This is a genomic window from Neptuniibacter sp. QD48_55, assembly GCF_047778115.1.
Taxonomy (GTDB): Bacteria; Pseudomonadota; Gammaproteobacteria; order Pseudomonadales; family Balneatricaceae; genus Neptuniibacter.
The window spans coordinates 1,644,194-1,667,184 of record NZ_CP180555.1 but is presented as its reverse complement, the minus strand read 5'-3'; the positions used below and the strand labels follow the sequence as shown (position 1 = coordinate 1,667,184).

General features: G+C 43.1%; 19 protein-coding genes. 5 read left to right on the top strand and 14 right to left on the bottom strand.

Going from position 1 to position 22,991, the window contains the following annotated elements:
* Positions 1-33: 33 nt before the first annotated feature.
* Together ACMXYW_RS07645 and ACMXYW_RS07640 are read left to right on the top strand one after the other, a co-directional pair.
* On the top strand, positions 34-771 hold the full coding sequence (locus ACMXYW_RS07645; protein WP_415905781.1) for an ABC transporter ATP-binding protein: 738 nt from the start codon (positions 34-36) through the stop codon (positions 769-771).
* Positions 768-1,553: an ABC transporter permease gene (locus tag ACMXYW_RS07640; RefSeq protein ID WP_415898355.1), complete on the top strand. Its 786-nt coding sequence runs from the start codon at positions 768-770 to the stop codon at positions 1,551-1,553. The genes ACMXYW_RS07645 and ACMXYW_RS07640 overlap by 4 nt, the downstream gene beginning before the upstream one ends.
* Positions 1,554-1,607: 54 nt before the next feature.
* Here ACMXYW_RS07640 and ACMXYW_RS07635 read toward each other — a convergent pair whose 3' ends face one another.
* Genes ACMXYW_RS07635 through ACMXYW_RS07625 form a run of 3 tightly spaced genes read right to left on the bottom strand, consistent with a single transcriptional unit; the run spans position 1,608 to position 3,902 of the window.
* The gene (locus ACMXYW_RS07635) at positions 1,608-2,255 is read right to left on the bottom strand and encodes an ABC transporter ATP-binding protein (protein ID WP_415905780.1); all 648 of its coding nucleotides are present in this window, start codon (positions 2,253-2,255) and stop codon (positions 1,608-1,610) included.
* A complete protein-coding gene (locus tag ACMXYW_RS07630) occupies positions 2,248-3,021 on the bottom strand; it encodes an ABC transporter permease (protein WP_415898357.1) in 774 nt (257 codons plus the stop codon). Before ACMXYW_RS07630 ends, ACMXYW_RS07635 begins: the two co-directional genes overlap by 8 nt.
* The gene (locus tag ACMXYW_RS07625; protein WP_415905779.1) at positions 3,018-3,902 is read right to left on the bottom strand and encodes an ABC transporter substrate-binding protein; all 885 of its coding nucleotides are present in this window, start codon (positions 3,900-3,902) and stop codon (positions 3,018-3,020) included. The genes ACMXYW_RS07630 and ACMXYW_RS07625 overlap by 4 nt, the downstream gene beginning before the upstream one ends.
* Before the next feature lie 288 nt (positions 3,903-4,190).
* On the opposite strand from ACMXYW_RS07625, the gene ACMXYW_RS07620 reads away from it, so the two are divergent.
* Together ACMXYW_RS07620 and ACMXYW_RS07615 are read left to right on the top strand one after the other, a co-directional pair.
* Positions 4,191-4,730, top strand: a complete 540-nt coding sequence (locus ACMXYW_RS07620; RefSeq protein WP_415905778.1) for a rhodanese-like domain-containing protein — start codon at positions 4,191-4,193, stop codon at positions 4,728-4,730.
* Between the two features lie 100 nt (positions 4,731-4,830).
* Positions 4,831-5,499 carry a response regulator gene (locus ACMXYW_RS07615; RefSeq protein WP_415881377.1) on the top strand — a complete coding sequence of 223 codons (669 nt, stop codon included), beginning with the start codon at positions 4,831-4,833 and terminating at the stop codon, positions 5,497-5,499.
* Positions 5,500-5,676: 177 nt separating this feature from the next.
* On the opposite strand, the gene ACMXYW_RS07610 is transcribed toward ACMXYW_RS07615, so the two are convergent.
* The 4 genes from ACMXYW_RS07610 to ercA form a co-directional block, all read right to left on the bottom strand.
* Positions 5,677-8,262 (bottom strand): NahK/ErcS family hybrid sensor histidine kinase/response regulator, encoded by a 2,586-nt coding sequence (locus ACMXYW_RS07610; RefSeq protein ID WP_415905777.1) that lies wholly within the window; start codon positions 8,260-8,262, stop codon positions 5,677-5,679.
* Positions 8,255-9,403 (bottom strand): nitric oxide-sensing protein NosP, encoded by a 1,149-nt coding sequence (gene nosP, locus ACMXYW_RS07605; RefSeq protein ID WP_415905776.1) that lies wholly within the window; start codon positions 9,401-9,403, stop codon positions 8,255-8,257. The genes ACMXYW_RS07610 and nosP overlap by 8 nt, the downstream gene beginning before the upstream one ends.
* A 106-nt stretch (positions 9,404-9,509) precedes the next feature.
* Positions 9,510-11,246 (bottom strand): NahK/ErcS family hybrid sensor histidine kinase/response regulator, encoded by a 1,737-nt coding sequence (locus ACMXYW_RS07600; RefSeq protein WP_415905775.1) that lies wholly within the window; start codon positions 11,244-11,246, stop codon positions 9,510-9,512.
* Positions 11,230-12,318 carry an alcohol dehydrogenase-like regulatory protein ErcA gene (gene ercA, locus ACMXYW_RS07595; protein WP_415905774.1) on the bottom strand — a complete coding sequence of 363 codons (1,089 nt, stop codon included), beginning with the start codon at positions 12,316-12,318 and terminating at the stop codon, positions 11,230-11,232. Before ercA ends, ACMXYW_RS07600 begins: the two co-directional genes overlap by 17 nt.
* Before the next feature lie 424 nt (positions 12,319-12,742).
* On the opposite strand from ercA, the gene ACMXYW_RS07590 reads away from it, so the two are divergent.
* Positions 12,743-13,810 (top strand): porin, encoded by a 1,068-nt coding sequence (locus tag ACMXYW_RS07590; protein ID WP_415905773.1) that lies wholly within the window; start codon positions 12,743-12,745, stop codon positions 13,808-13,810.
* A 951-nt stretch (positions 13,811-14,761) separates the two neighbouring features.
* Here the strand turns inward: ACMXYW_RS07590 and ACMXYW_RS07585 are convergent.
* The 7 genes from ACMXYW_RS07585 to pqqA form a co-directional block, all read right to left on the bottom strand.
* Positions 14,762-17,143: a TonB-dependent receptor gene (locus tag ACMXYW_RS07585; RefSeq protein WP_415905772.1), complete on the bottom strand. Its 2,382-nt coding sequence runs from the start codon at positions 17,141-17,143 to the stop codon at positions 14,762-14,764.
* Positions 17,144-17,265: 122 nt separating this feature from the next.
* A complete protein-coding gene (locus ACMXYW_RS07580) occupies positions 17,266-19,164 on the bottom strand; it encodes a S9 family peptidase (protein WP_415905771.1) in 1,899 nt (632 codons plus the stop codon).
* A gap of 11 nt (positions 19,165-19,175) precedes the next feature.
* On the bottom strand, positions 19,176-20,354 hold the full coding sequence (gene pqqE / locus ACMXYW_RS07575; protein WP_415905770.1) for a pyrroloquinoline quinone biosynthesis protein PqqE: 1,179 nt from the start codon (positions 20,352-20,354) through the stop codon (positions 19,176-19,178).
* Between the two features lie 207 nt (positions 20,355-20,561).
* Positions 20,562-20,843, bottom strand: a complete 282-nt coding sequence (gene pqqD / locus ACMXYW_RS07570; RefSeq protein ID WP_415905769.1) for a pyrroloquinoline quinone biosynthesis peptide chaperone PqqD — start codon at positions 20,841-20,843, stop codon at positions 20,562-20,564.
* Complete coding sequence (pqqC, locus tag ACMXYW_RS07565; protein ID WP_415905768.1) at positions 20,836-21,603, bottom strand: pyrroloquinoline-quinone synthase PqqC; 768 nt, start codon at positions 21,601-21,603, stop codon at positions 20,836-20,838. Before pqqC ends, pqqD begins: the two co-directional genes overlap by 8 nt.
* 32 nt (positions 21,604-21,635) lie before the next feature.
* Positions 21,636-22,556 carry a pyrroloquinoline quinone biosynthesis protein PqqB gene (gene pqqB, locus ACMXYW_RS07560; protein ID WP_415894621.1) on the bottom strand — a complete coding sequence of 307 codons (921 nt, stop codon included), beginning with the start codon at positions 22,554-22,556 and terminating at the stop codon, positions 21,636-21,638.
* A 174-nt stretch (positions 22,557-22,730) separates the two neighbouring features.
* The gene (gene pqqA, locus ACMXYW_RS07555) at positions 22,731-22,802 is read right to left on the bottom strand and encodes a pyrroloquinoline quinone precursor peptide PqqA (RefSeq protein ID WP_003243383.1); all 72 of its coding nucleotides are present in this window, start codon (positions 22,800-22,802) and stop codon (positions 22,731-22,733) included.
* Positions 22,803-22,991 lie beyond the last annotated feature (189 nt).

Below are 22,991 nucleotides of genomic sequence, written 5' to 3'. Positions count from 1 at the left end.
CCAATTTTGTTTATATAGCAAAGAGATTCAGCAATGAGTATCCATGTAGAATCCGTAAGTTTTAGCTACGGCCCTAGACAGGCGCTAAAGGATATTAGCTTTTCCCTAGAGCCAGGGGAGTTCCATGGTCTGTTAGGCCCTAATGGCGCAGGTAAATCAACACTGTTTGCCTTAATTACTCGCTTAAACGCTATGCAAACGGGCGACATTCGCATCAACGAACTTAGCATCAAGAAGCAACCCTCCAGCCTAATGAAAAAACTAGGCGTTGTTTTTCAGCAAAGCACCCTAGATTTAGACCTTACCGTTCAGCAAAATCTTTTATACCACGCTGCGTTGCATGGTATATCAAAAACCCAAGCAGGCGATAGAATCATGCTTGAGCTAGAACGCATGGAGATGTCTGATCGGGCCAATGACAAGGTAAGAAGCCTTAACGGTGGCCACAGACGCAGAGTGGAAATTTCTCGCGCACTACTTCATCAACCAGAAATCCTATTACTGGACGAGCCAACCGTTGGCCTTGACCCTCAGACACGCAGAGCACTTAACACCCATGTCCGTAATCTTTGTACAGACGAAAAGCTAACCGTGCTCTGGGCTACCCACCTAATGGAAGAGATCAAGGAAGAAGACCACATTGTCTTACTTAATAAAGGGCAGATAATGATTAATGACAAAGCATCAGAGATGCTGAATCAATCGGGCTTAGATAATTTCACTGACGCCTTCCACCAGTTAACTGAAAAGCCAGCAAAGGAGGCTATATGAGCTTTGCCAGTTATTGGAACTGTTTTTATGGCATTCTGGTTCGTGAATTTCTACGATTCGTACAACAGCGCTCTAGATTCCTGAGTTCGCTAGTCAGACCTCTACTTTGGCTAGTGGTATTTGCTGCTGGCTTCAGAGCAGCGTTAGGTATCTCCATTATTCAGCCCTACGATACCTATATCACCTATGAGACTTACATAGCACCTGGGTTATGCAGCATGATATTGCTGTTTAACGGCATGCAAAGTAGCTTATCCATGGTATATGACCGCGAGATGGGGAGTATGCGAGTACTGCTAATGAGCCCCCTTCCTCGCCCATACCTACTACTGTGTAAAATGGTCGCTACGGCCTTGATTTCGCTTACACAAGTTTATGCCTTCTTATTAGTTGCATTATTGGTTGAAGTAGAACCACCATTAATGGGCTACCTAACAGTCTTACCAGCATTACTGCTAGTTGCACTTTTACTAAGCTCTCTTGGATTATTCCTTTCGACTAAGATCAAACAGCTTGAGAATTTTGCGGGGGTAATGAACTTCGTTATCTTCCCTATGTTCTTCCTTTCTTCTGCACTCTATCCGCTTTGGAAGATGCAGGAATCAAGTGAATGGCTCTATTGGATCTGCATGGCAAATCCGTTTACCCATGCAGTTGAACTAGTCCGCTATGCACTTTACATGCAACTAAACCTTGAAGCATTAGGCATTACAGCATTTGCTACAGCGTTTTTTACTGCTTTTGCGGTTACTGGATTTAAACCTCAGAAGTCCGGTCGCTAGAATAAGCCGCACAGTTTAAAGCAAAAAGCCTCTCTTCTATGAAGAGAGGCTTTTTTATGCCTTCAACGCTGATTCGAGTTCTGCTCGATTTAACTCACTCGTACTTTTATGAAGATAAACCGTGGCAGGACGCCCCTTTAACACAACCACCTCATCAGCCAAAGCTAACGCTTCATCCAGATCATGCGTTACATAGATCATACAACGCTTGGGATTTTCGCAAACCAAATGGGAAATCAATTCCCTCATCTCCTCTCCCGTAATCATATCTAACGAGGTTAACGGCTCATCCATTAACACCATCTCGGGATCAAGCAACAAGCAACGCGCTAAAGACACGCGCCTCGCCATACCTAATGATATCTGTGAAGGATAGTGATCGCCAAATCCAGATAACTTAACGGCCCCCAGCATTGCTTCGACCTTTTCTGAATTAGGCTCAATTAGGGCTAAATTCTGATTAATCGTTCTCCAAGGAAGCAACCTTGGCTCTTGAAATAGATAACCTATATCTATGCTTTCTTTATTCCAGCAATGAATCTCATGTTCAGCCAAGCCGGCTAGCTTGTTTAGTAATGTAGTTTTACCACAGCCGGAAGCACCTAAAATGGCAATAGTTGAGCCTGCTTTTAATTCAAGCTCTATAGGTTGAAGAATGGTTTCGTCGCCGTAGCAAATCTTATCAGATGCAAATTTATACACGTTCTGAACCTCGCTGCCAGCGCTGAGCATACCGATCTAAAGGCTGCAAAATACACCACTCAATCATTTGAACAATAAAGATAAAGGCAAAACTGTAAGCAAGGATTGTTGCTACATCAAAAAGCTGAAAGGCCATATGAAGTTGAAAGCCGACCCCATCAGAGCGCCCCAACAATTCTACGACTAAAACGATCTTCCATATCAATGCCAAACCACTACGCGTCGCGACCATGATGTAAGGAAACAGTTGAGGCCACCATAATTCTGTAAGCTTTTGCTTGAAAGAGAAATGATAGGCTCTGGCCATCTCCTCCAGCTGCTCATCAAACATGCGCCCACCTTCACGCAAGGTTACAGCGACATTGGGTAATTTATTGATGATTACCGCACCGACTGCTGCTGCCTCAACCAAACCGAACCAGATATAAAGCAAGATAATTACAACTAGCGCTGGGACATTCAGAAGAATAATTAATAGAGGATCTAATATTCTGTTTACTGTGGAAAATTTCCCCATCAGAACACCGAGTAGACCGCCAAGTAACATGGCGCAGAAGAAACTAATCGCAACTCGCTGCAAAGTAATCAGCAAACTATCCAACAGCCTTTGCTCGGACCACTCAACTTGCAAGGCGCTAAACACCTCACCAGGTGTGGGAAGCAATACGTTATTAACGAACGCCGCACTGCCCCACCATAAAGCCAAGAGAACAAATATAGCTAACAACTGGTCACTCAAACGACTTATATTGCTCGCTGAACTCATAGACCTGCCTTATAAAACATATCTTCGTTCAGCTCAGCACCTTTAAGTGATGGTTTGAATTGAGTAATCAACTTATAGAATACCTTCGCATCATCGATCTGATCAGCTGTTATATGACTAGGTATGCCATTGCGGTACCCAGTAATAAGTGCATTAAAAACCTGGTCATTCTCAGCCCTCATTAGTTTACGAAGACCTAGCCAATGATCATCCTCATTCAACAATTGGTTCTTAGCTGCCATTACTGCATCTACAAAGCTATTTATCAACTCAGGATTACTATCCACTTGATCTTGCTTTACTAGATAGCCAAGCATAGGCAACTGACTAGTCATACCCAACTCTGCCATCATATCCTGAAGACTAATAACTGTTTTGTACCCTTCAGCCTCAAGCCTTACTCCGTAATGCCAAAAAGTGACCAACAGATCTAGACGACCACTCTTTAACGACTGACTCAATAAAGGTGGCGAGCCAAACTGAACCTGAGCATCTGATTCGAGATTAACCCCGTGCTTTTGTGCTCCTGCTTTCAGCAAAATCCAACCTTTATTCAAAGGCCCACCAGCAACACCTATTCTCTTACCTTTAAGCTCTGAAAGATCAGACAACTGACTAGATGCAGGCTTCATAACCATCCCAATCTGCTTCGAGAATGGTATAAATCTAAAAGATTCACCTTTGCTATTTCTCTCAGCCGCCCATAACCAATCAGCAACTATTGCATCAGCATTACCACTTGTCAGCGCAACTTTTGCTGCCGACATACTCGCTACTTTGATAATTTTAAGATCAAAGTTATTAAGCTCATCTAATTTTTGATTCTTTATATGCTGTAATTCCCAATTAACTGTCCCAGAAGCAAGCACAGCTACTTTCATTTCTCTTCGCTCGCCATTAGCACTCACACAAAAAGAGACAAAAACAAATAAAAACAATAGGTTACGGACAATAAACATAAAATTCCCACGCACTACAAATTATCGGGACAATAGAGAAACTTAAAATAAGCTTCAATGCCGTGAGCAGACATAGTACTTTCGTACCTGTTTTTTTGCTCGATGGTAGAATTTAGACCTACACTTTCGCACGGTGTAATAGGCGTGTAGAGAAATTGTAAGGAAAGCATCATCAGGCACCTTAAAATCGCAACGTATTTATTCGCTTTATTGTTCATAAATACTGGCTTTGCAGACGACAAAAGCGATTATGCTGATACAACAGATTTTGAGCTGTTTTCAGCAGAAGGTTACCGATATTTCCATTATCGCAGCCCTACACCATTAAAAAGCCTACACGGGAAAACACTTTCAACAGAAGATGTAATCCGCCTACTAGAAACGGGAAATAAGCCCATCCTAGTAGATGTGCAACCCATCACCTGGAATCGCGTTTTCATTCAAAAGGAACCCAGACTCCATATACCTGATAGTGTATGGCTTCCTAACGTAGGCTTAGGCGAACTAGACGACGACTGGTCAGAGTATTTCCAATCTAATTTAGAGCGCTTAACAAACGGCGACAAAAGCCTTCCAGTAATTATATACTGTACGGCTGATTGCTGGATGTCATGGAATGCTTTAAAGAGAGCTTCTGAATGGGGTTACACTAATTTGCTGTGGTATAGAAATGGCTCTGATGGCTGGATTGAACACGATTTAGAAACCAGCATTGCCACCCCTGAACCCTTTACACTAAAGAAGCATTAAATTTTACCAAGCATTAAAGTCTTACACGGAGTAAGATAGAGACAAGCTCAGGATGAGAATATAAGCTCATAATAAATATAATGAAATTGGAGATATTGTCGTGTACAAGATCCTGATCGCGGATGATCATCCGCTGTTCCGTGAAGCTATCATCAATGTTATCGAAAACAGCTTTACTGGCTGCCAGACACTGGAAACGGAAGATCTGGATAGTGCGCTTACAATCGCTCAAAATGAGGAAGAGCTAGATCTTATCCTACTTGACCTTAACATGCCTGGAATGAACGGCCTTAATGGCTTGATCACATTGCGTAACGATCTACCAACAGTACCTGTGGTAATCGTATCAGCAGAAGAAGACAAACAAATTGTACTTCAGGCTATCACCTATGGTGCCGTTGGCTTTATCACTAAGTCTTCACCTCGTGATCAAATGACTGAAGCACTTCAGCAGATTCTTGCCGGCAACGTATACCTGCCTTCAGACATTATCCGCGCTAGCCAGCCTGATAGCCGACGCACTCAGCGCAAGGACGAAAACCAGATTCCGCCAGAACTTTTATCATCTTTGACACGACGCCAACTGCTAGTACTTGAGCGCATGTCTAAGGGCGAATCCAACAAACAGATCGCTTACAACCTAAATATTGCAGAAACAACTGTAAAAGCTCATGTATCTGCAATCCTACGTAAGCTAGGCGTACACAACCGTATTCAAGCAGTTCTATCTGCTGGCAACATCGACTTTAACGAATATCTTAAGCGCTAATATCTACACTACTGGGTGACTGAGTCCAGTCACCCTTCTTTATTTTGTTCTCTTCGATTTCAAGATTGAGCAAAAGACACACACCCTCCAAGAGTAAGCGAATTACTTCCAGCATGAACTAGAATATCTAGCTTATAGATTGAGCTTGGGCATGTTTTGAGATGAGAACAAGCAGGCCTAAACGACCTGCTGTTCTAAGAGATGTATAAGCGTAGTTTTTAGCTTAAGTGGCTTGATGGGCTTATTGACAAGGATAAAACCAAGATCTCGTATCTCTTGGTTCAGCTCTTTACTGTAGTTAGCAGTGATCATCAGTACAGGCAGATCACTATCTACTCTCTCGGTTACTGATTTGGCCGCATCAATGCCTGTTTCATCATTATCAAGATGATAATCAGCAATTAACAGATCTACAGGGTCTTCCGCAAAATCAACCTTTTGCGCCAAATCGTCATATGATAACGCCGTCACAACATGACAACCCCAGCCCGACAATAAAATCTCCATCCCTTTACAGATAGATTCATCATTATCAATCAACCAGATGCAAGCACCCGAGAGACGCTCAGTTATCATCGGAATGTGCGGACCAGTAACTTCCGCAGGCGCCAGAGGCACACCTTTAGGTACTTTTACTCCAAATACAGAGCCCTTACCTTCAACGGAATCCACTCGAATCTCGTGACCCAAGACTCGAGAAATTTTATCTACTATCGCAAGACCCAAGCCCAAACCCTTCTCCTGACCAGGCTGATCAGATTGAAGACGTTTAAACTCCTGAAAGATCTCTTGTAACTTGTTTGATGGTATACCAGGGCCGGTGTCATAAACCTCGATCCAGACTGAATCGGGCTCATGCCTACAACCGAGTAAAATCTTCCCCTCTTTGGTGTAGCGTATGGCGTTAGTTAAGAAATTACGCAGAATACGCGCTAATAGTTGAGAATCCGACTTCACAACTGCGCCACTTTTCACATAACGGAAATCAATTCCTTCAGCATTTGCCAACTGCTGGAATTCAGGTGCTAAAGTATCGAACAAACTTTGAAGATTAAAGGTAATTACGTCCGCCTTTACCACGCCGGCATCTAGCTTGGAGATATCAACCAGTGTACGGAGAAGTGATTCCACATCGTCTAGGGAGTTGGATACAGATTGCGCTAAAGAACAGTTTTTGGGATCTTCAATTTTCTCAGCCAAAGCACCAGAGAATAAGCGAGCCGCATTCAAAGGCTGAAGCAAGTCATGACTCACCGCCGCCAAGAACTTAGTTTTAGAAAGATTGGCCTGCTCCGCCTCCATCTTGGCATCTAACAGGCGAGATTCCACCTGAACACGCTCTGTTATTTCTGAACGCAACTGTTCGTTTAGCTCCGTCAACTCAGAGGTACGCTCCTCCACCCTTTGCTCAAGCAGTTGGTGCGACAACTCAAGAGCCTCGGCGGATCTGCGTCGTTCTGTGATATCTCGAATCATAACGAAGAAACCGTTCGGCTTTCCGTCTTTATCAATATTAGCCACATAAGACTTGAGCATGTAGCGCTCTTCGCCACGAGAATTAGTTTGCCAAGTTTCGAAGGTGACATTTCGACCCGACAGAGCCTTTTCTACATACGGGCTTAAACGCTCATACTCATCCGGCGAATAAACATCATGGATACTCTGACCATTTAATTCTCCGTCAGCACGACCAAACCATTCGCTATAAACCTTATTGGCAAAGCCATAGTTAAGATCTTGGTCTAGATAGGCGATCAAAGCTGGGACATTATCTGTGATTAAACGAATCCACTGTTCATTCTGACGAAGCGACTCAGCATAACGGTGACGCTCGGTAATATCTGTATAGGTATTTACAAATCCACCTTGAGGCATTGGATGCGTTCGCACCTCAATTACCTGACCTTGATCACCTCGCTGCTCAGAGGCTAACACCTCACCTTGCTGAGCCGCTGTTAGTGCATGCTGAAGAATTGAATGATTATCCAACATTAGCGCCGCAAACGGCGGATACGACTGAACCTGATCGGGCTCAACTCCTGTAAGATCAAGGAACCGGTCATTCCAAAGCTCAACCCGGCCTTCCGGAGTAACAAGCACAACACCTTGAGATAGGTTATCTACAGTGTTTTGTAGCAGCTTGGTTTTCTGGGCTAAGGCATGTTCTTTATCAGCCGTTTCACGCTCTTTAAGTGCCGTAATATCAGTATAAAGAATTACTAAACCACCATCCTGAGTCGGACGCTCTGACATCTGAACCCAACGACCATCATTTAGCCGATAAACCTTACTTCCTGTATTTGTATCTGGATACTCTTCATCAATCAGACCACTTTCACGCGCTAAACGACTAATGTCCTGTATTGTTGTACCGGTTTGGATATTTAAACCCGTTGATGCCCAAACACTACTGAACTTACTATTAAAAAGGACAATTTTTCTATCTTGATCAAATAGAACAAAGGCATCCGAAATGCTTTCGATTGCATCCACTAATCGCTGGTTAGCTAACGCAGCTTGATTGTTGGCTAATTTAAGTGCCCTATGACTGATTTTCAGCTCTGAAAGGACTCGATTGAGCGCCTCTGTCCGCTCACGCACCTGCTCAGCAAGTACAACAGAATGCTCAAATGCAGAATAAGGGTTAGCACTCTGACCGCCACCTGACTCAACTCGCTGAACCAAAACAGAGTTTATTTTACGTAGTTTGCGGTTTTCTTCTTCGAGCTTGGCAATGCGATCTTGTACAGCCTGATCAGACATTTAGATTTCTCCCGATGGCAACGGCAGTGAAGGTCTGATTGATATGCATACCCTCTTTCTGCTCTCCATAGGTGTTAAATCCAATAACCTTATTTTTGCAAAGCAAATCGGATATCTGCTGAGAATTACCCCTTAGCTCACTCTCCAGACGACGCAAGAAGCAATCACAGCCAATAATTAGCTGAGGCTCACCTATTTTCTCTTCGATCACTTCAAGCTTACTAATGAGATCTGCAGCCATATCACCTGGTGTCATGACCGTCAGAACAATGCCATTCTCGACCGCACAATAAAATTTCATGCTAAGGTCATCGTTAACCTGCTGAATAGAACGCACAAAATATTCTTCACCAAGCTTCACAGCAACAGGGTTTTGAGCGAAAACGTGGTGATTTAAGTCCTCAACAGCAACCCCTATCACCCTTGCATATTCCAGCGCAGCAGGTTCAGCATTTATCTCGTACACACACCGACTATCTGCATCCGCTTCTGTAACAACAAGCTTGTCATTACGATGATTCATATGATGAGTACTAAATACTTCGAAGTCATAGATTGTATTTACCAACATGACTACTGCAGCATCAGTATGAAATTCACCATTGTAAAAAACATGGGTTTTAGCAAGATGGATGTCATCTCCGGCAGAGCCGCCAAAGTTTGGGATACTCCCCAAGGCCGAGTTAAGGGTAACAAGGACATTTTCTTCTTGAATGGATAAACCATCAAGCAAAGTTAAGGCAAATGTATTGCCTTTGATTGGCGCAATCTCATGATGACGGCAACCTGATATAAGCTGATCAACCAGCATCTGAGCATCAGTTAAACTGAAGTCATCTAGACACTCAATAGAAGCAGCTTCAATTGCAAAACCAGACTGTTTAAAACCAATAGCAGTAATACAGCCCTGCCCATAACCATCAGGAGTTATTTCACCGGCAGTAGTGCAACCAACAATTTCAGTTGTAGGAAAAGCTTGATTAAGTGCTGTCGCAAGCTCCTTAAGGGGATACTCAGCAGAACAGAAAAAAGTTATAAAACTGATCTCTGGAGAATCAAGCTGCGACAAAAGATCATTTGCAGCAGTGCTAGGGTCAGAACTGAATGATGCAGCCAGCAAAAACGCAGGGTCCTGAGTCAATGGTCTATCCTCGGGAAAAGCTTAATCATTTCATTCTAGGTCTTGAGGATAAATCAACAAATACTACTTGTGACCCCTTTTTGGCAGACCTCAACGTAAATGATATTTAACAAACCAAATGAGTAATTAGGGCTCTTAATTTACCTGGTTTTACAGGCTTATTAATCAGAGAAAGCCCTTTGTTCTCAAAGAGCTGACGACATTCACTGCTTCTATCTGCTGTTAATATAACTGCAGGAATATCCAAACCAAAATGCTCTCTCAACCCATCTATGGCATCAGTACCAAGCAGATCAAAATCCAGGTGATAATCAGCAAGAATTAGTTCCGGCACTATGTACTCGTCAGTACATTTTTCTAAAGCCTCGCTCAAGCTCGAGGCGGTGATGACGAAACAACCCCACTGCGTGAGTAACGCCTCCATACTTGCCTGAATATTTTCTTCATTATCTATTACCAAAACCACAAGGTTCGATAATTGATCACTTCCGAATTGATTGAATTGTTGTACTGCAACCTCGAGTGGAAGCTGTTCTACCAATGGAACCTCTACAGCAAACATAGAACCCTTGTCAGGCACAGATTTAACAACCAGCCTATGCCCGAGCATATGAGCAATACGCTCCACTATGGCAAGGCCCAATCCAACACCTTGGCGATCTTTAGCCGACTTATTTTCTAATTGCTGAAATTCTTTAAAAACTAGCTGCTGCTTTTCTTCTGGAATACCTAGCCCAGTATCCCAAACTTGGATACTCAACATCCGGCCTTTACGACGGCAGCCCACAAGAACAGAGCCCTCATTCGTATAACGGATTGCGTTACTGATAAAGTTCCTGATAATTCTCAACAATAGTCGAGAATCACTTGTAACCGCAGCTGAACATTCAGCAAGCTTTAACCTAATGTTTTTATTCTCTGCTATAGTCTCGAACTCATTTACCATCGACAGTAATAACTGATTGATACGGAAATCAGATATATCTGGCTGTACTGCATTCTGATCAAGCTTAGAAATATCTAATAGATCTGTTAGAAGGTCTTCAGCATTTTCGAGAGCCAAGTGAACTCTCTCTACAAGATGGGCGTCTTGAGTTTGCAGAGAGCGTTCTCTTAATGCAGCTATGAGTAATCTAGCTGCATTCATTGGTTGCAATAGATCATGACTCGCTGCCGCAAGGTATTTATCCTTACTTTTATTGGCATCCTCTGCGAGGTCTTTGGCAATTTTCAGTTCTTTTTGAATTTGCTCGCGCTCTGAAATCTCTTGGACAAGCTTATCATTTAGCGAGAGCAACTCCTTCGTACGATTCGCTACCCTAACCTCAAGCTCAACATTTAATTGTTTCAATCGGTCCTGAGATTTTTTTCGTTCGGTAATATCTTTAACAAACCCTTCAATAATGGGGCCATTACCATCAGGATCTTTAGATAAAGCACTGACTGAAACGTGAAGACATTGACCATCTTCTTTCAGAAAGAGAGTCTCAAAATTAAAAACCCTTCCATATTGCGCGAGCTGATAACGGAAATCAGAATAGGCATCAGCACAACAGAAAAGAAGTGAATCCAGCTGCGTTATTCTTTGAAGGAACTGCTCCTCAGAATCATATCCACATAACTTAACCATCGCAGGATTAGCAGATATTATCCCTTCATCTAATTTTGCCTGAAAAATCCCATGCAAAGCATTTTCAAATAGCCACTTATAGCGGTTCTTTTCACGCTCAAGTTCATCAATTTTAGTAACTAATTCAGAATGATAGTTTTTTCGAGAAGAGTGGTTCCCTAAACCAATTAGACTTTCTACTGTTTGGCTTTGGTTATTAAAGCGCTTCTTCATACACCACTTCTACATCTCGTTTATTAGATTTACGGGGATTGGTAAGAATGCATGGATCCTGTAAAGCATGATCAGATAACACAGGGATATCCACGATATTGACGCCATTTTCTTTTAATTTCTGATCCAGTCCAACATCTTGCTTTAATTGAACAACTTTATTCCTTAAAGCCACCTGAATTTGACTAGTATTCAGACCCTTAGTTGCAACCCCCATGGTTTCCGCTACAACTTTGAATCGATCCTCGGCCTCTGAGTAATTAAAATCAATAACATGCTCTAATAATATGGCATTACACAAACCATGAGGGAGATCTTTATAACCGCCCAAGCTATGAGCCATAGCGTGCACCGCACCAAGAATCGCATTAGAAAAAGCAAGTCCCGCCTTCATTGAACCAAGCATCACTTGCTCACGAAGATGAATATCTTTTGGCTGCTCAACCAATGTGACGATGTTATCGTTAATAAGCCGCATAGCATCGAGCGCATGCATATCAGTTAGCGGTCCTGCACCCGTAGACACAAACGCCTCTATCGCGTGCACCAGAGCATCAATACCAGTACAAGCACTTAGGAACGGATCCATTGTCATTGTTGTTTCTGGATCAATTAGAGCAACATCCGGTACAACTGCTTTGCTAACAATAGAGATTTTAACTTTCTCAACAGGATCAGAAATAATCGCAAATTGCGAAACATCAGCCGAAGTACCTGCAGTAGTAGGAATAAAAATAAGAGGAGGTATTGGGAGATGAATGGTATCAATACCCTCATAATCCAAAATATGCTTACCATTAGCACTCACAATCCCTATACCCTTGGCGCAGTCCATTGGGCTTCCACCGCCGACGGCAACTATGACATTACAGCCATGTTCTTGGTAGACTTGAGCTCCGGCCATTACTTCTTCCGCTCTAGGGTTAGCAGACACATCATCAAAAACCACATGCTCGATTTCTTCATCAAGCAGCAAATCAGAGATCTCTTTTACCCATCCAGCTTCTTGCACACCCGGATCCGAAACCACCAAGACCTTACGCGCACCAAAGTTTTTCGCATAATTAGCCACTGAGCACCTAGCACCAGCACCAAAAATTATTTCTGGGGATACGAACTTTCGAAGATTTGAAATGTCTCTACTCATTAGAGGTACTCAACAGGACAACTCTGCTACAGCAGAAAGATGTCATTAAGTTTACATGAAGCATTAACTAGACCAAAGTGACATACACATTAATGAAACATATAATCGATATCATTAACATTAATTGAATTTTTGCACTGCACAATTTTTGTGCACTTAAGTATATAATACCCGCCAACCTCCTAAGATGTAATACCCATACTCCCATAGAATTCAAGACTTTAGCTTAAATTGATACACAAACCATGGTTCTATCTAAAAAGAACTATAGGGTCATGTAAGCATTCCTAACACTTGTCGATAATCTCCTCCATCGTTAAACAAACTAAATTCCTTAATTGGGGGCGACATGAAAAATAACAAAGCCAAGCTGTTAGCTGTAGCAGTTGCAATGGGCATGAGCGCACACGCAAGCGCTGCAATTGAACTGTATAACCAGGATGGCACAACTTTCTCTGCTGATGGTCACTTCAACGCTTTCTACGTTCACACTGACAATGATGCTATCAACGAAGACCAATCACGTGTACGTATGGGCTTCCTTCCTAACTACATCGGCTTCAACGTATCTAAGCAGATTGATGACCTAAAAGTTGGCGGTCGCTCTTCTTTCTGGGTAACTATCAACGATGGTAACACTGAAAACACTGACACTGCGATCGATGTACGTCAGTTCTACGCAACTGTAGACGGCAACTTCGGTCAGGTTCTTTTCGGTAAAGACTTCGGCCTATACGGTCGCTCTAACATCTTCTCTGATGAGCTACTACTAGGCACAGGTCTTCCAACAGTTGCTACCGATGAAGTAACTCTAGGTAACATTTCTATTGGTTACCCATACGCTGGCCCACGTGCTCAGATCACTTACCGCTCACCAGTTAACAACGGCTTCCAGATTGCTGTAGGTGTACTAGATCCAGAAAGCGGTGAAAGCAACGACGCAAATACTGACAACGGTGCGCGTTTTGAAACAGAGATCACTTACGCAACTGACTTCGATGGCGGCAAATTCAACGCTTGGATCGGTGGTGCTATTGGTGAAAACGACGCTAACGACGTAGACGCACACGGTATCGCATACGGTGCACGCGTTGCAATGGGCGGCTTCCAGTTCACAGTTTCTGGCTTCGACCAGGAAGGTATCGATACTCTATTCGCTTCTGACCTATTGAATGCTGAAACAGACACTGATGGCTACCTAGTTCAGGCTGCTTACCAAGCTGGCGATCACCGTTTTATCCTTTCACACGGTGAAACTGATACAGCTACTGGCGCTGAAGATGAAATGTCTTCTATCGCATACATGTACAACGTAAACAGCAACCTAAAACTGATTGCTGAATACGACAATGCTGAATCTGAAGTACTAAACCAAGACACTAAACAGTTCGCTCTTGGTGCTGCACTAAGCTGGTAATTACTACTTAAAGTAATTTGCTAGATATTGGCCGCTGCTCTGTCCCCCCCTTCTCCAGAGCCGCGGCCTTCTTTTACTTCTAACCCCTCAAAAAACACTTCCAATAATACATAGCGCTATTCGCTATTCGCTATTCGCTATTCGCTATTCGCTATTCGCTATTCGCTATTCGCTATTCGCTATTCGCTATTCGCTATTCGCTATTCGCTATTCGCTATTCGCTATTCGCTATTCGCTATTCGCTATTCGCTATTCAGAAGATTATAAAAGCTTTATTGCAGGCAAAAAAAAGCCTGCTAACTAAGCAGGCGAAGTACGACGGTTAGAGCTCTTAGATAGAAACTCAAAGCCAGAGAGTGGATGTAAGAACATAAGCTGCTCTTGAATAAAACCATTATCCTTTAACCACCTCAAATTTGCTGCTCTGCAACAGAATGAAATCATCTAATACTTTAGGCGCAGACCATAAGTGACGCCTTTTTAGACAAGACTCCCAGAGGCTAGAGGCTAGAGGCTAGAGGCTAGAGGCTAGAGGCTAGAGGCTAGAGGCTAGAGGCTAGAGGCTAGAGGCTAGAGGCTAGAGGCTAGAGGCTAGAGGCTAGAGGCTAGAGGCTAGAGGCTAGAGGCTAGAGGCTAGAGGCTAGAGGCTAGAGGCTAGAGGCTAGAGGCTAGAGGCTAGAGGCTAGAGGCTAGAGGCTAGAGGCTAGAGGCTAGAGGCTAGAGGCTAGAGGCTAGAGGCTAGAGGCTAGAGGCTAGAGGCTAGACAAGTTTGCGTCCGATCCAAACAAACGCAACAACATTTGAATATTTATATTACTTACAAATCAGATCACTTGGCTTGATTACAAATCACAGATTACAAGCACAAAAAAAGCGCTGGCAAATCTGCCAGCGCTTTAGTCATTAAAGACTGTGGATTAGATACGCATTAAGCACATCTAAACAGAACGATTAGAATCGCGCCCGAATACCAATAACACCCGAACGTGGTTTACCTGGGCCTACGAAGCGATGATCGTCAATACCTTGATCCTCAAGAACTTCATCAGACTCACCGTAGACACCGAACGTCTCATAGTCTTTATCGAAGACATTATCGATACGACCAAACAACTCAACGTTATTAGTTAGCTTGTATTGACCGCGAAGGTTAACCACTGCAAATGAATCCACTTTTTCATTTTCATTCGCTTCATCACCGCGGTAGAACTGACTGCTTTGATAATTTACTTCAGCGCCCAGATCAAACTTAGACGTTACCGCCCAATCCGCCACGATCTTGATATTGTGTTCAGGTAGACCCGGGATCGCATCACCCTTCTCTACAGGACGAGTATCGCCTTGAGGATTATTGGTACTCACAGAGTTGAACGGCGTTTGGAATGTTGCATCCATCCATGTGTAAGAAATACCTACAGCAACATTTTCATACTGCTTGTTAGCCGCTAGCTCAATACCCATGCGACGAGTCTTACCAACGTTTGCAAAATAGCCTTCTGAAGCCAATGTACCCGCGTTCTGGAAAATAATGTCATCGTGGTTCATTGTATGGAACGCACCTGCAGACCAACCATAACCAGCACTATTACCGCGAACGCCTACTTCGAAAGACTTAGCAACAACTTGCTCAAGCGGCGGATCAGACACAAAACCATTTGGAAGCTTACACGGATCTTCCGGATCAGCACAACTCAGCTCTGCTGGAGTCGGCGCTCGAGAAGATTCACTATAGCTACCGTAATAACTCATGTGATCATTTGCTTGATAAGCCAGACCAACAGCTGGATTTAAGCGCTTAAAGGAGTGATTACCTGTTAGATCAAGGTTTTCTTCGCCAATACCAACCATATCAATATTGGTGTAGTTATAGCGAGCAGACACAGTTAGATCCAACTTTTCATTAAGAGCTAAAGTATCTGTAACAAAAAGACCGATATTAGTAACATCTGTCTCTAGGCGCACACTGGATTCATTATCAAAGACACCGATACCTGTAACACCGCGATCCTCACCCTCTTCGTTGCGAAGGCGAGCAAATTGCGTTTCAGACTGAAAATCGATCTCTGAATAGTCGATGCTACCACCAACCGTCAGCTGATTTTCCTTACCATTGAAATCATCAAGGAAAGTAACCTGAGAGCCTAGACCAAAGCTTTCCATTTTAGTTTCAGAAGTATTTAACGTTCCATCAAATACCTCATCATCCGCAACCAGCTCATCACGAAGATCCGTATCAATATCACCTAGATGCTCATCGTCATCAAATCCACGAAATTCTACAGCTTCAAGACCATCTTCTGCCTCACAAAGCGTAGCATTGACACTAGGACCGAATGGAGCAGCCAATGGATTTTCGTTGTTTGCATCTACATAACAAAGACCATAATCACTATCATCGCCATTTAAAGTTTTCACTTTATTTCGACGATAGAAAACATTACCTGCAACCTGAGTGTTATCATCAACCCAGGTATCACCGCTCAACGTAAGCAGCGCCAGATTTGTTTCAGTTTGGTCAGGTTGAGTATAAATACTTTCTCGACCTTCAGCTTCCAACAGGCCAATTGGTGCAGCACCATTACCAATCATTTTGTTGTTGTTAGCAGCCGCAGTTAGCTCAATATTATTACCGTTTTCACCACGCCAAGTTAAGGTTGCCAAACCTTGCTGAACTTCCGTAGGTGAATGGTCTCGCCAGCCATCTTCTTCGTAGTAATTACCGATAACAAAGTAGCCAAACTCACCATCATTACCGCCAGATTGAACTTCTACATTCATTCGACCATCATTACCGATAGAAGCTTCGATCTGATTGCCTTCATTATCAAAACCGTTTTTAGTTTTGATTGATAATGCGCCACCCAATGTATTTTGACCAAATACAGGGTTAGAACCAGCAAAAAGGTTTACAGACTGAATTGCACCTTCAGGAAGAAGATCCCAATTTACCGTATCACCAAACGGCTCATTAAAACGAATACCGTTAACGTAAACAGACAATCCTTGAGGCAAACCAAGTAACGGGGACGCCGTGAAACCACGATATTGAACATCAGGCTGGAATGGATTATTCACCGCCTCATTGATTGTTACGCTACTGAAGTTATAGCGAAGATGCTCAGCAATATTTAGAGACTGAGACTTTTCTAGATCATCAGCATTAGCAGACTGGACAGCCGCAGCAATACGATTTTTTTCAATACCAACACCGTAGATTGGTGTATTACCAATAACAGTAACACCTTCTAATTGGGTTGCATCTTCTGCAGAAACCCCAGCGCTACATGCAGCAGCAGCCAACAATGGCAACCAATACTTTTTTTGCAAGCTCATTATCTATGAATCCTGTGAATATATTTTTCTTATCCACGCTATTTTTTCATAGAAATGTCACAAAGACCTTTATGCTGCTTACCCATAACAATGTAATATAGATGTAATACTTAAGACCCAACTTAATCCCGAAAGCTGGGACCACAACCCGTTGAATGCATTTTCATCTCAGAACGATAAAATTCCAGTTCTTTTTTCAGTACTACTTCCGCAGTATCAGCCACCCGAAATCCATGAGCCTCATCGGCAAAATAATATGCCTCTACTTTTATCTTTCGGTTTTTCAGAGCCTTTTCCATCGCCCGAGTCTGCTCAGGCAACACAACCCTATCCTTCTCTCCCTGAAAGAAGATCACAGGGCAATTAATTTGATCAACATTATCCAGTGGAGCACGTTCGCGATACACAGACTCCTCTGTAACAGGATCGCCAATCAGCCAATGAAGATAGTTTGATTCAAACTTATGAGTACAACCATCAAGAACTAGTGGATCCGTGACTCCGTACAAGCTGGCAGCTGCCGCAAAACAATCAAGCTGATAAACCGCACTTAGTGCAGAAAAACCACCCGAGCTGTTACCACGAACAAAAACCGCACCTTTATCAACAAAGCCCAGTTCCACCAATTCATCTATTGCTGACTGAATATCCTCGACCTCTACAATACCCCATTGATGCTGAAGATAATTGCGGTAAGCTCGACCATAGTTACTACTACCCCGATAGTTCAAATCCAATACCGAAAATCCACGCTGGGTCCAATACTGGATCTTCATATTCAAAACAGGATAAGTTGCCGCTGTTGGTCCTCCATGAAGGAATACAACTAGGGGAGCTTGCGAGCGATCAATTGAATACTGACTATTGGCTGGAGAATAAAAATAGCCATAGCAAGTAGAGCCCGCTTTAGAGAACGTCATAGGCTGTGCGAAAGAGCAATCCGCACCCATCAAGGGAGAACAACCTCCCGCAACAACTCTAACCTGACTAGTCTCAGTATTAACCTTAACCACTGAAATAAGTTGATCCTTGGCCGCTGCCACCACACAAACCCAATCACCAACAGCAACCAATGATTTAAAGTAATTAAATTCAGGCGCTAAAGAGGCACCATCAAGTATGACCTCTGAGCCTTCATGCTTATGATGAATCGAAACAACTTTTGACGATGTTTCAGCATAATGCGTTAGACCCGACTGCCAAGGCGCAGAAATCATATCGCACGACTCTTTCTCGACAGGCACCAAGACGTGATTATCTAAATCGCATCTGTAGACATTCCACCAGCCAGAGCGATCGGTAACAACATACAATTCACCCTTAGGCGAAAAATATGGCTGAGAAAGCGCCTCCTCATAATTATGACCCGCAACAGGGATAGGCACATCGAGCTCTGAAGACGTTAGATTAAGATATGAGAATTGAGTTGAAGTCCACGGCTGATGAGGATGATTCCAGCTAACAAATGCAAGTACAGATCCCTGCGGATTAATCACAGGGTAGCTATAAAAATCTGCACCCTCGACCAAAACTTCAACCGAGCCATCAGACAAACCGATAGCAACAATTCGATTTATAACACCAGCGTCAGCATGAACCTCTTGAATGGCAATCAAGCGATCTCGGGATTCATCCCATATAGGCTCAATATATCGGGTATTAGACTGGTTGGTTACTTGGATAACATCACAAGATCCACTGAAACTCTGCTTGTAAATTTGTTGATCACTAGCATTAACAAACACCAACGCATCATCAAGCAGAGCCCAACTACGGCCACCATACTCATATACTTTACTTTGAACACTAAACTCGGATGGCGTTAATTCGTGCTGAACACCCGGCTGAGACTCTAATTCAAAACAGATACAGCAACGTCCGCCCTCATTTGGCCGCTGCTCAACCCAATAAAGATCACCTTTTTGGCTTATCTGTAACTGACTATATTCAACACCAGCACTAATAGCATCAGCTTCTGTAAGAGATGAAGACCAAAAGCCAGGTGAATTTGAATTCGGCATAGCGATTAAGATTAACCTTTTGCAAACACCCGAGAGTTACGATCATTTCTGTAAACGAAATCATCAGGATTATTCACAACTTTCTCAGCATTTTGCCTAGCCTCAACGATCTTATAGTGATGCTCAGATTTAGAACAGACAGGATCTGCATTATGCATATCACCTGTAAGCATATAAGCCTGACAATGACAGCCACCAAAATCTTTATCCTTTTCATCACAACTACGACACGGCTCTTTCATCCAGTCATCACCGCGGAAATAATTGAACCCAGGGCTATCATCCCAAATTTGCTGCAAAGTCATCTCTTTAACATTTGGAAAATCTAGCGGCAGCATTCGCGCACTATGACAAGGCAAAGCCTTACCATCCGGTGTAACGGTTAAGAAAACCTGCCCCCAACCATTCATACAACCCTTTGGACGCTCCTCATAATAATCCGGCGTCACAAAAATTAACTTAATAGGATTACCTTGAGCTGCTAATTTTTCACGGTACTCATTAGTAATACGTTCAGCTCGCTCGAGCTGCGCTTGAGTTGGCAGCAATTGCTCCACATTCTCGAAAGCCCAACCGTAGTACTGGCAGGTAGCAAGCTCAACATAATCAGCTTCAAGTTCTACGCATAACTCGATAATCTTATCGATACGATCAATATTATGACGATGGGTCACGAAGTTAAGCACCATAGGGTAACCCTGCGCCTTAACCTCTCTAGCCATTTTAAGCTTTTGCTGGAATGCTTTTTGAGAACCAGCCACCATATTATTTACGGATTCGTCACTAGCCTGAAAGCTAACTTGAATATGATCCAAGCCTGCTTTGTGAAATTCAGCCATCTTGCGCTCATTAAGACCAACACCCGATGTAATCAAGTTGGTGTAATAACCCATTTCATGCGCACCACCGATCAACTCGATAAGGTCCTGGCGCACGAGAGGCTCACCACCCGAAAAACCAAGCTGTACAGCGCCTAATTCCCTTCCCTGCTGAAATACATCCAACCATTGTTGCGTTGTTAATTCACCGCCAAAATCAGCAAAATCTAGAGGATTAGAACAATACGGACACTGCAACGGACATTTATAAGTTAGCTCCGCTAACAACCATAAAGGACGACCGTGAGTTTTTTCTACAGGATGACCAATATTTGGTCGTGAAGGCGAGCCATTACAAGAGGAAGAAGTCATAAAATCTTTCACAAATTATTATTATCAACTATAGCTATCATCACTCTCGACAGCTAGTTTGTGCAGACTTAAATGGTAGCAATGAACTACTACCAAAGCACCAAATAAACGCACAAAAAAGATGACCTATAACAGGTAAGTAAAAGATATGTAGGAATAAATTTAGAAAGGGTCCCGCCCCTTGCACACCAAGAGGCAGGTAGATCTTTAAGCTAACCAGCCTTGCTTTTTCGCTTCAGCCAGAAACTCAAGAACATCGCCAGAAAGATCGCCAGCATCAGAAAACTTCGCTTCCAATTCTGCGATAATTTTCGCAGCGTCACGCTCACCATCAACCAGCGCCATTATTTCGCCAGCAGGTCCATTTAACTGAATCATACCTTCAGGATAAAGCAGGACATAACAATCCTGAGCCTTCTCCCACTGAAAGCGAAACATATTGTTCAGCACAGGAACATCCGATGCCACAAAAGCTACCGCATCAGTCATTAAACAATCCTCGGTGATAAACCTTCTGATCAGTTACTGTGTGATAAGGTGCACGCTCATACTCATAGGCCATAGTCATGGCATCCAGCATAGTCCACAGAACATCCAGCTTAAACTGAAGAATTTCAAGCATACGATCTTGCTGCTCACGCGTTGTATAATGATCAAGCGTAATTTCAAGACCATGAACCACATCACGACGCGCTTCAGTTAGACGGTTACGGAAGTATTGGTAACCATCTTCCTTGATCCATGGGTAATGATCAGGCCAAGTATCCAGGCGATTCTGATGAATCGTCGGCGCAAATAGCTCAGTTAAAGAGGAGCTTGCAGCTTCTTGCCAAGTCGCACGACGGGCAAAATTGATGTACGCATCTACCGCAAAACGAACGCCAGGCAAAACATGCTCACCAGATAGTATCTCTTCACGAGTCATACCTACAGCTTCACCTAAACGCAACCAAGCCTCAATACCGCCCTCTGCGCCCTCAAAACCATCATGATCAAGTACACGCTGTACCCAATGACGGCGCACTTCACGATCTGGGCAGTTAGCCATAATCGCAGCATCTTTTACAGGAATGCTAATCTGATAGTAAAAACGGTTAGCTACCCAACCACGGATCTGCTCAGGCGTAGATTTACCTTCATACATAGCAATATGGTAAGGGTGCTGCGTATGGTAGAAATCACCTTTAGCTCTTAGAGCCTTTTCAAATTCATCACGCGTTAAAGGCTGCTTATCTTCTGCACTACTCATTTTTTATATTAACCTCTACACACTTCCCGAAATTAAAGCTCGATCGACATTCCATCGTAAGCAATTTCGATATCATGAGATTCAACTTCAGCACGCTCAGGAGAATCTTCATCTAAGATCGGGTTGGTATTATTGATGTGGATGAGAATCTTACGCGGGTTATCCAGCGTATCTAGATACTCAATCATGCCACCCTCACCAGACTGAGGCAGATGACCCATTGCAACACCTAGCTTATCACCAACACCGGTAACGATAAGCTCATCTTCCTGCCAGATAGTACCGTCTACTAACAATACATCTGCAGATTCCATATAAGCGCGCAAATGAGGCTCGATCTGACCAAGACCAGGCGCATAGAACAATTTTTTACCCGTACGCGTGTCTTCGATTTGAATACCGATATTATCACCTGGGTGCGGGTCATCTCTGTGAGGAGAATAAGGAGGCGCACTACTTAGTAGCGGCACAGCAGTAAGCTTAAGCTCAGGCACTTGAGGAATGACAAAAGTATTGTCATTTTCACCGATTGGGATGCGGTTGATGTTATTACCGCCATTCCAATGCTTAAGCATATTAAAAACAGGGAAACCTGTAGTCAGGTCCTGCTCAACCATCTCTGTACACCAAATGTTATGCGGACAACCCTCACGCAACATTAATAAACCTGTCGTGTGGTCAATTTGGCTATCCATATATACGATCGCAGAGATACCCGTATCACGAATTGAGCGGTTAGGCTGCATAGGACCAAAGTTAGCTAGCTGCTCACGAATATCTGGAGATGTGTTGAAAAGAATCCAGTTTTCACCATCCGCACTTACAGTGATTGAAGATTGAGTGCGTGGTTTTGCATTAATTGTACCTGCACGAACACCTGTGCAGTTTTTGCAGTTACAGTTCCACTGAGGGAAACCGCCACCAGCGGCAGAGCCTAATACTTGTACTTTCATTGTTATTCTTCTACTTATTAACCGTCGACATCCTGCAGTAAAATATCAGGAAAAAGGCAGGATCGCATAAGAAAAGTTGCTTTGAAAAATCCTCGAACGGGATTTGGGTCCTTCCAAGATAAATTACCCCGACATATAGCCGGGGTAATTTAAAAATACGTAACAGCTTTGCTATTAACGGTTTGCGAAGTACATAGTAACTTCAAAACCGATACGCAAATCAGTGTAAGCAGGCTTAGTCCACATAATGCTTTTCCTCTGTTTTTTGTTATTGAAAGGTATGTACAGTCAGATAATAGGTAGGTCACGCTTTGACATGTATGGTACTTTGGAATTAATTCCGACCTTATTTAGGTTAGCTGATAAAATGTATTTTTCAGGCAAAATTCACCATTAATATAAAAAACCATTAAAAATCATAAAGCTAAGCCTAAA

Bases quoted from the DNA above. Each gene is read 5' to 3' on its own strand.
- ACMXYW_RS07590 (WP_415905773.1), top strand. From the start codon at position 12,743: ATGAAAAATAACAAAGCCAAGCTGTTAGCTGTAGCAGTTGCAATGGGC.
- pqqD (WP_415905769.1), bottom strand. From the start codon at position 20,843: ATGACTGATGCGGTAGCTTTTGTGGCATCGGATGTTCCTGTGCTGAAC.
- pqqB (WP_415894621.1), bottom strand. From the start codon at position 22,556: ATGAAAGTACAAGTATTAGGCTCTGCCGCTGGTGGCGGTTTCCCTCAG.
- pqqE (WP_415905770.1), bottom strand. From the start codon at position 20,354: ATGACTTCTTCCTCTTGTAATGGCTCGCCTTCACGACCAAATATTGGT.
- ACMXYW_RS07630 (WP_415898357.1), bottom strand. From the start codon at position 3,021: ATGAGTTCAGCGAGCAATATAAGTCGTTTGAGTGACCAGTTGTTAGCT.
- ACMXYW_RS07580 (WP_415905771.1), bottom strand. From the start codon at position 19,164: ATGCCGAATTCAAATTCACCTGGCTTTTGGTCTTCATCTCTTACAGAA.
- ACMXYW_RS07610 (WP_415905777.1), bottom strand. From the start codon at position 8,262: ATGTCTGATCAGGCTGTACAAGATCGCATTGCCAAGCTCGAAGAAGAA.
- ACMXYW_RS07625 (WP_415905779.1), bottom strand. From the start codon at position 3,902: ATGAAAGTAGCTGTGCTTGCTTCTGGGACAGTTAATTGGGAATTACAG.
- ACMXYW_RS07640 (WP_415898355.1), top strand. From the start codon at position 768: ATGAGCTTTGCCAGTTATTGGAACTGTTTTTATGGCATTCTGGTTCGT.
- pqqC (WP_415905768.1), bottom strand. From the start codon at position 21,603: ATGAGTAGTGCAGAAGATAAGCAGCCTTTAACGCGTGATGAATTTGAA.
- ACMXYW_RS07645 (WP_415905781.1), top strand. From the start codon at position 34: ATGAGTATCCATGTAGAATCCGTAAGTTTTAGCTACGGCCCTAGACAG.
- ACMXYW_RS07600 (WP_415905775.1), bottom strand. From the start codon at position 11,246: ATGAAGAAGCGCTTTAATAACCAAAGCCAAACAGTAGAAAGTCTAATT.
- ACMXYW_RS07585 (WP_415905772.1), bottom strand. From the start codon at position 17,143: ATGAGCTTGCAAAAAAAGTATTGGTTGCCATTGTTGGCTGCTGCTGCA.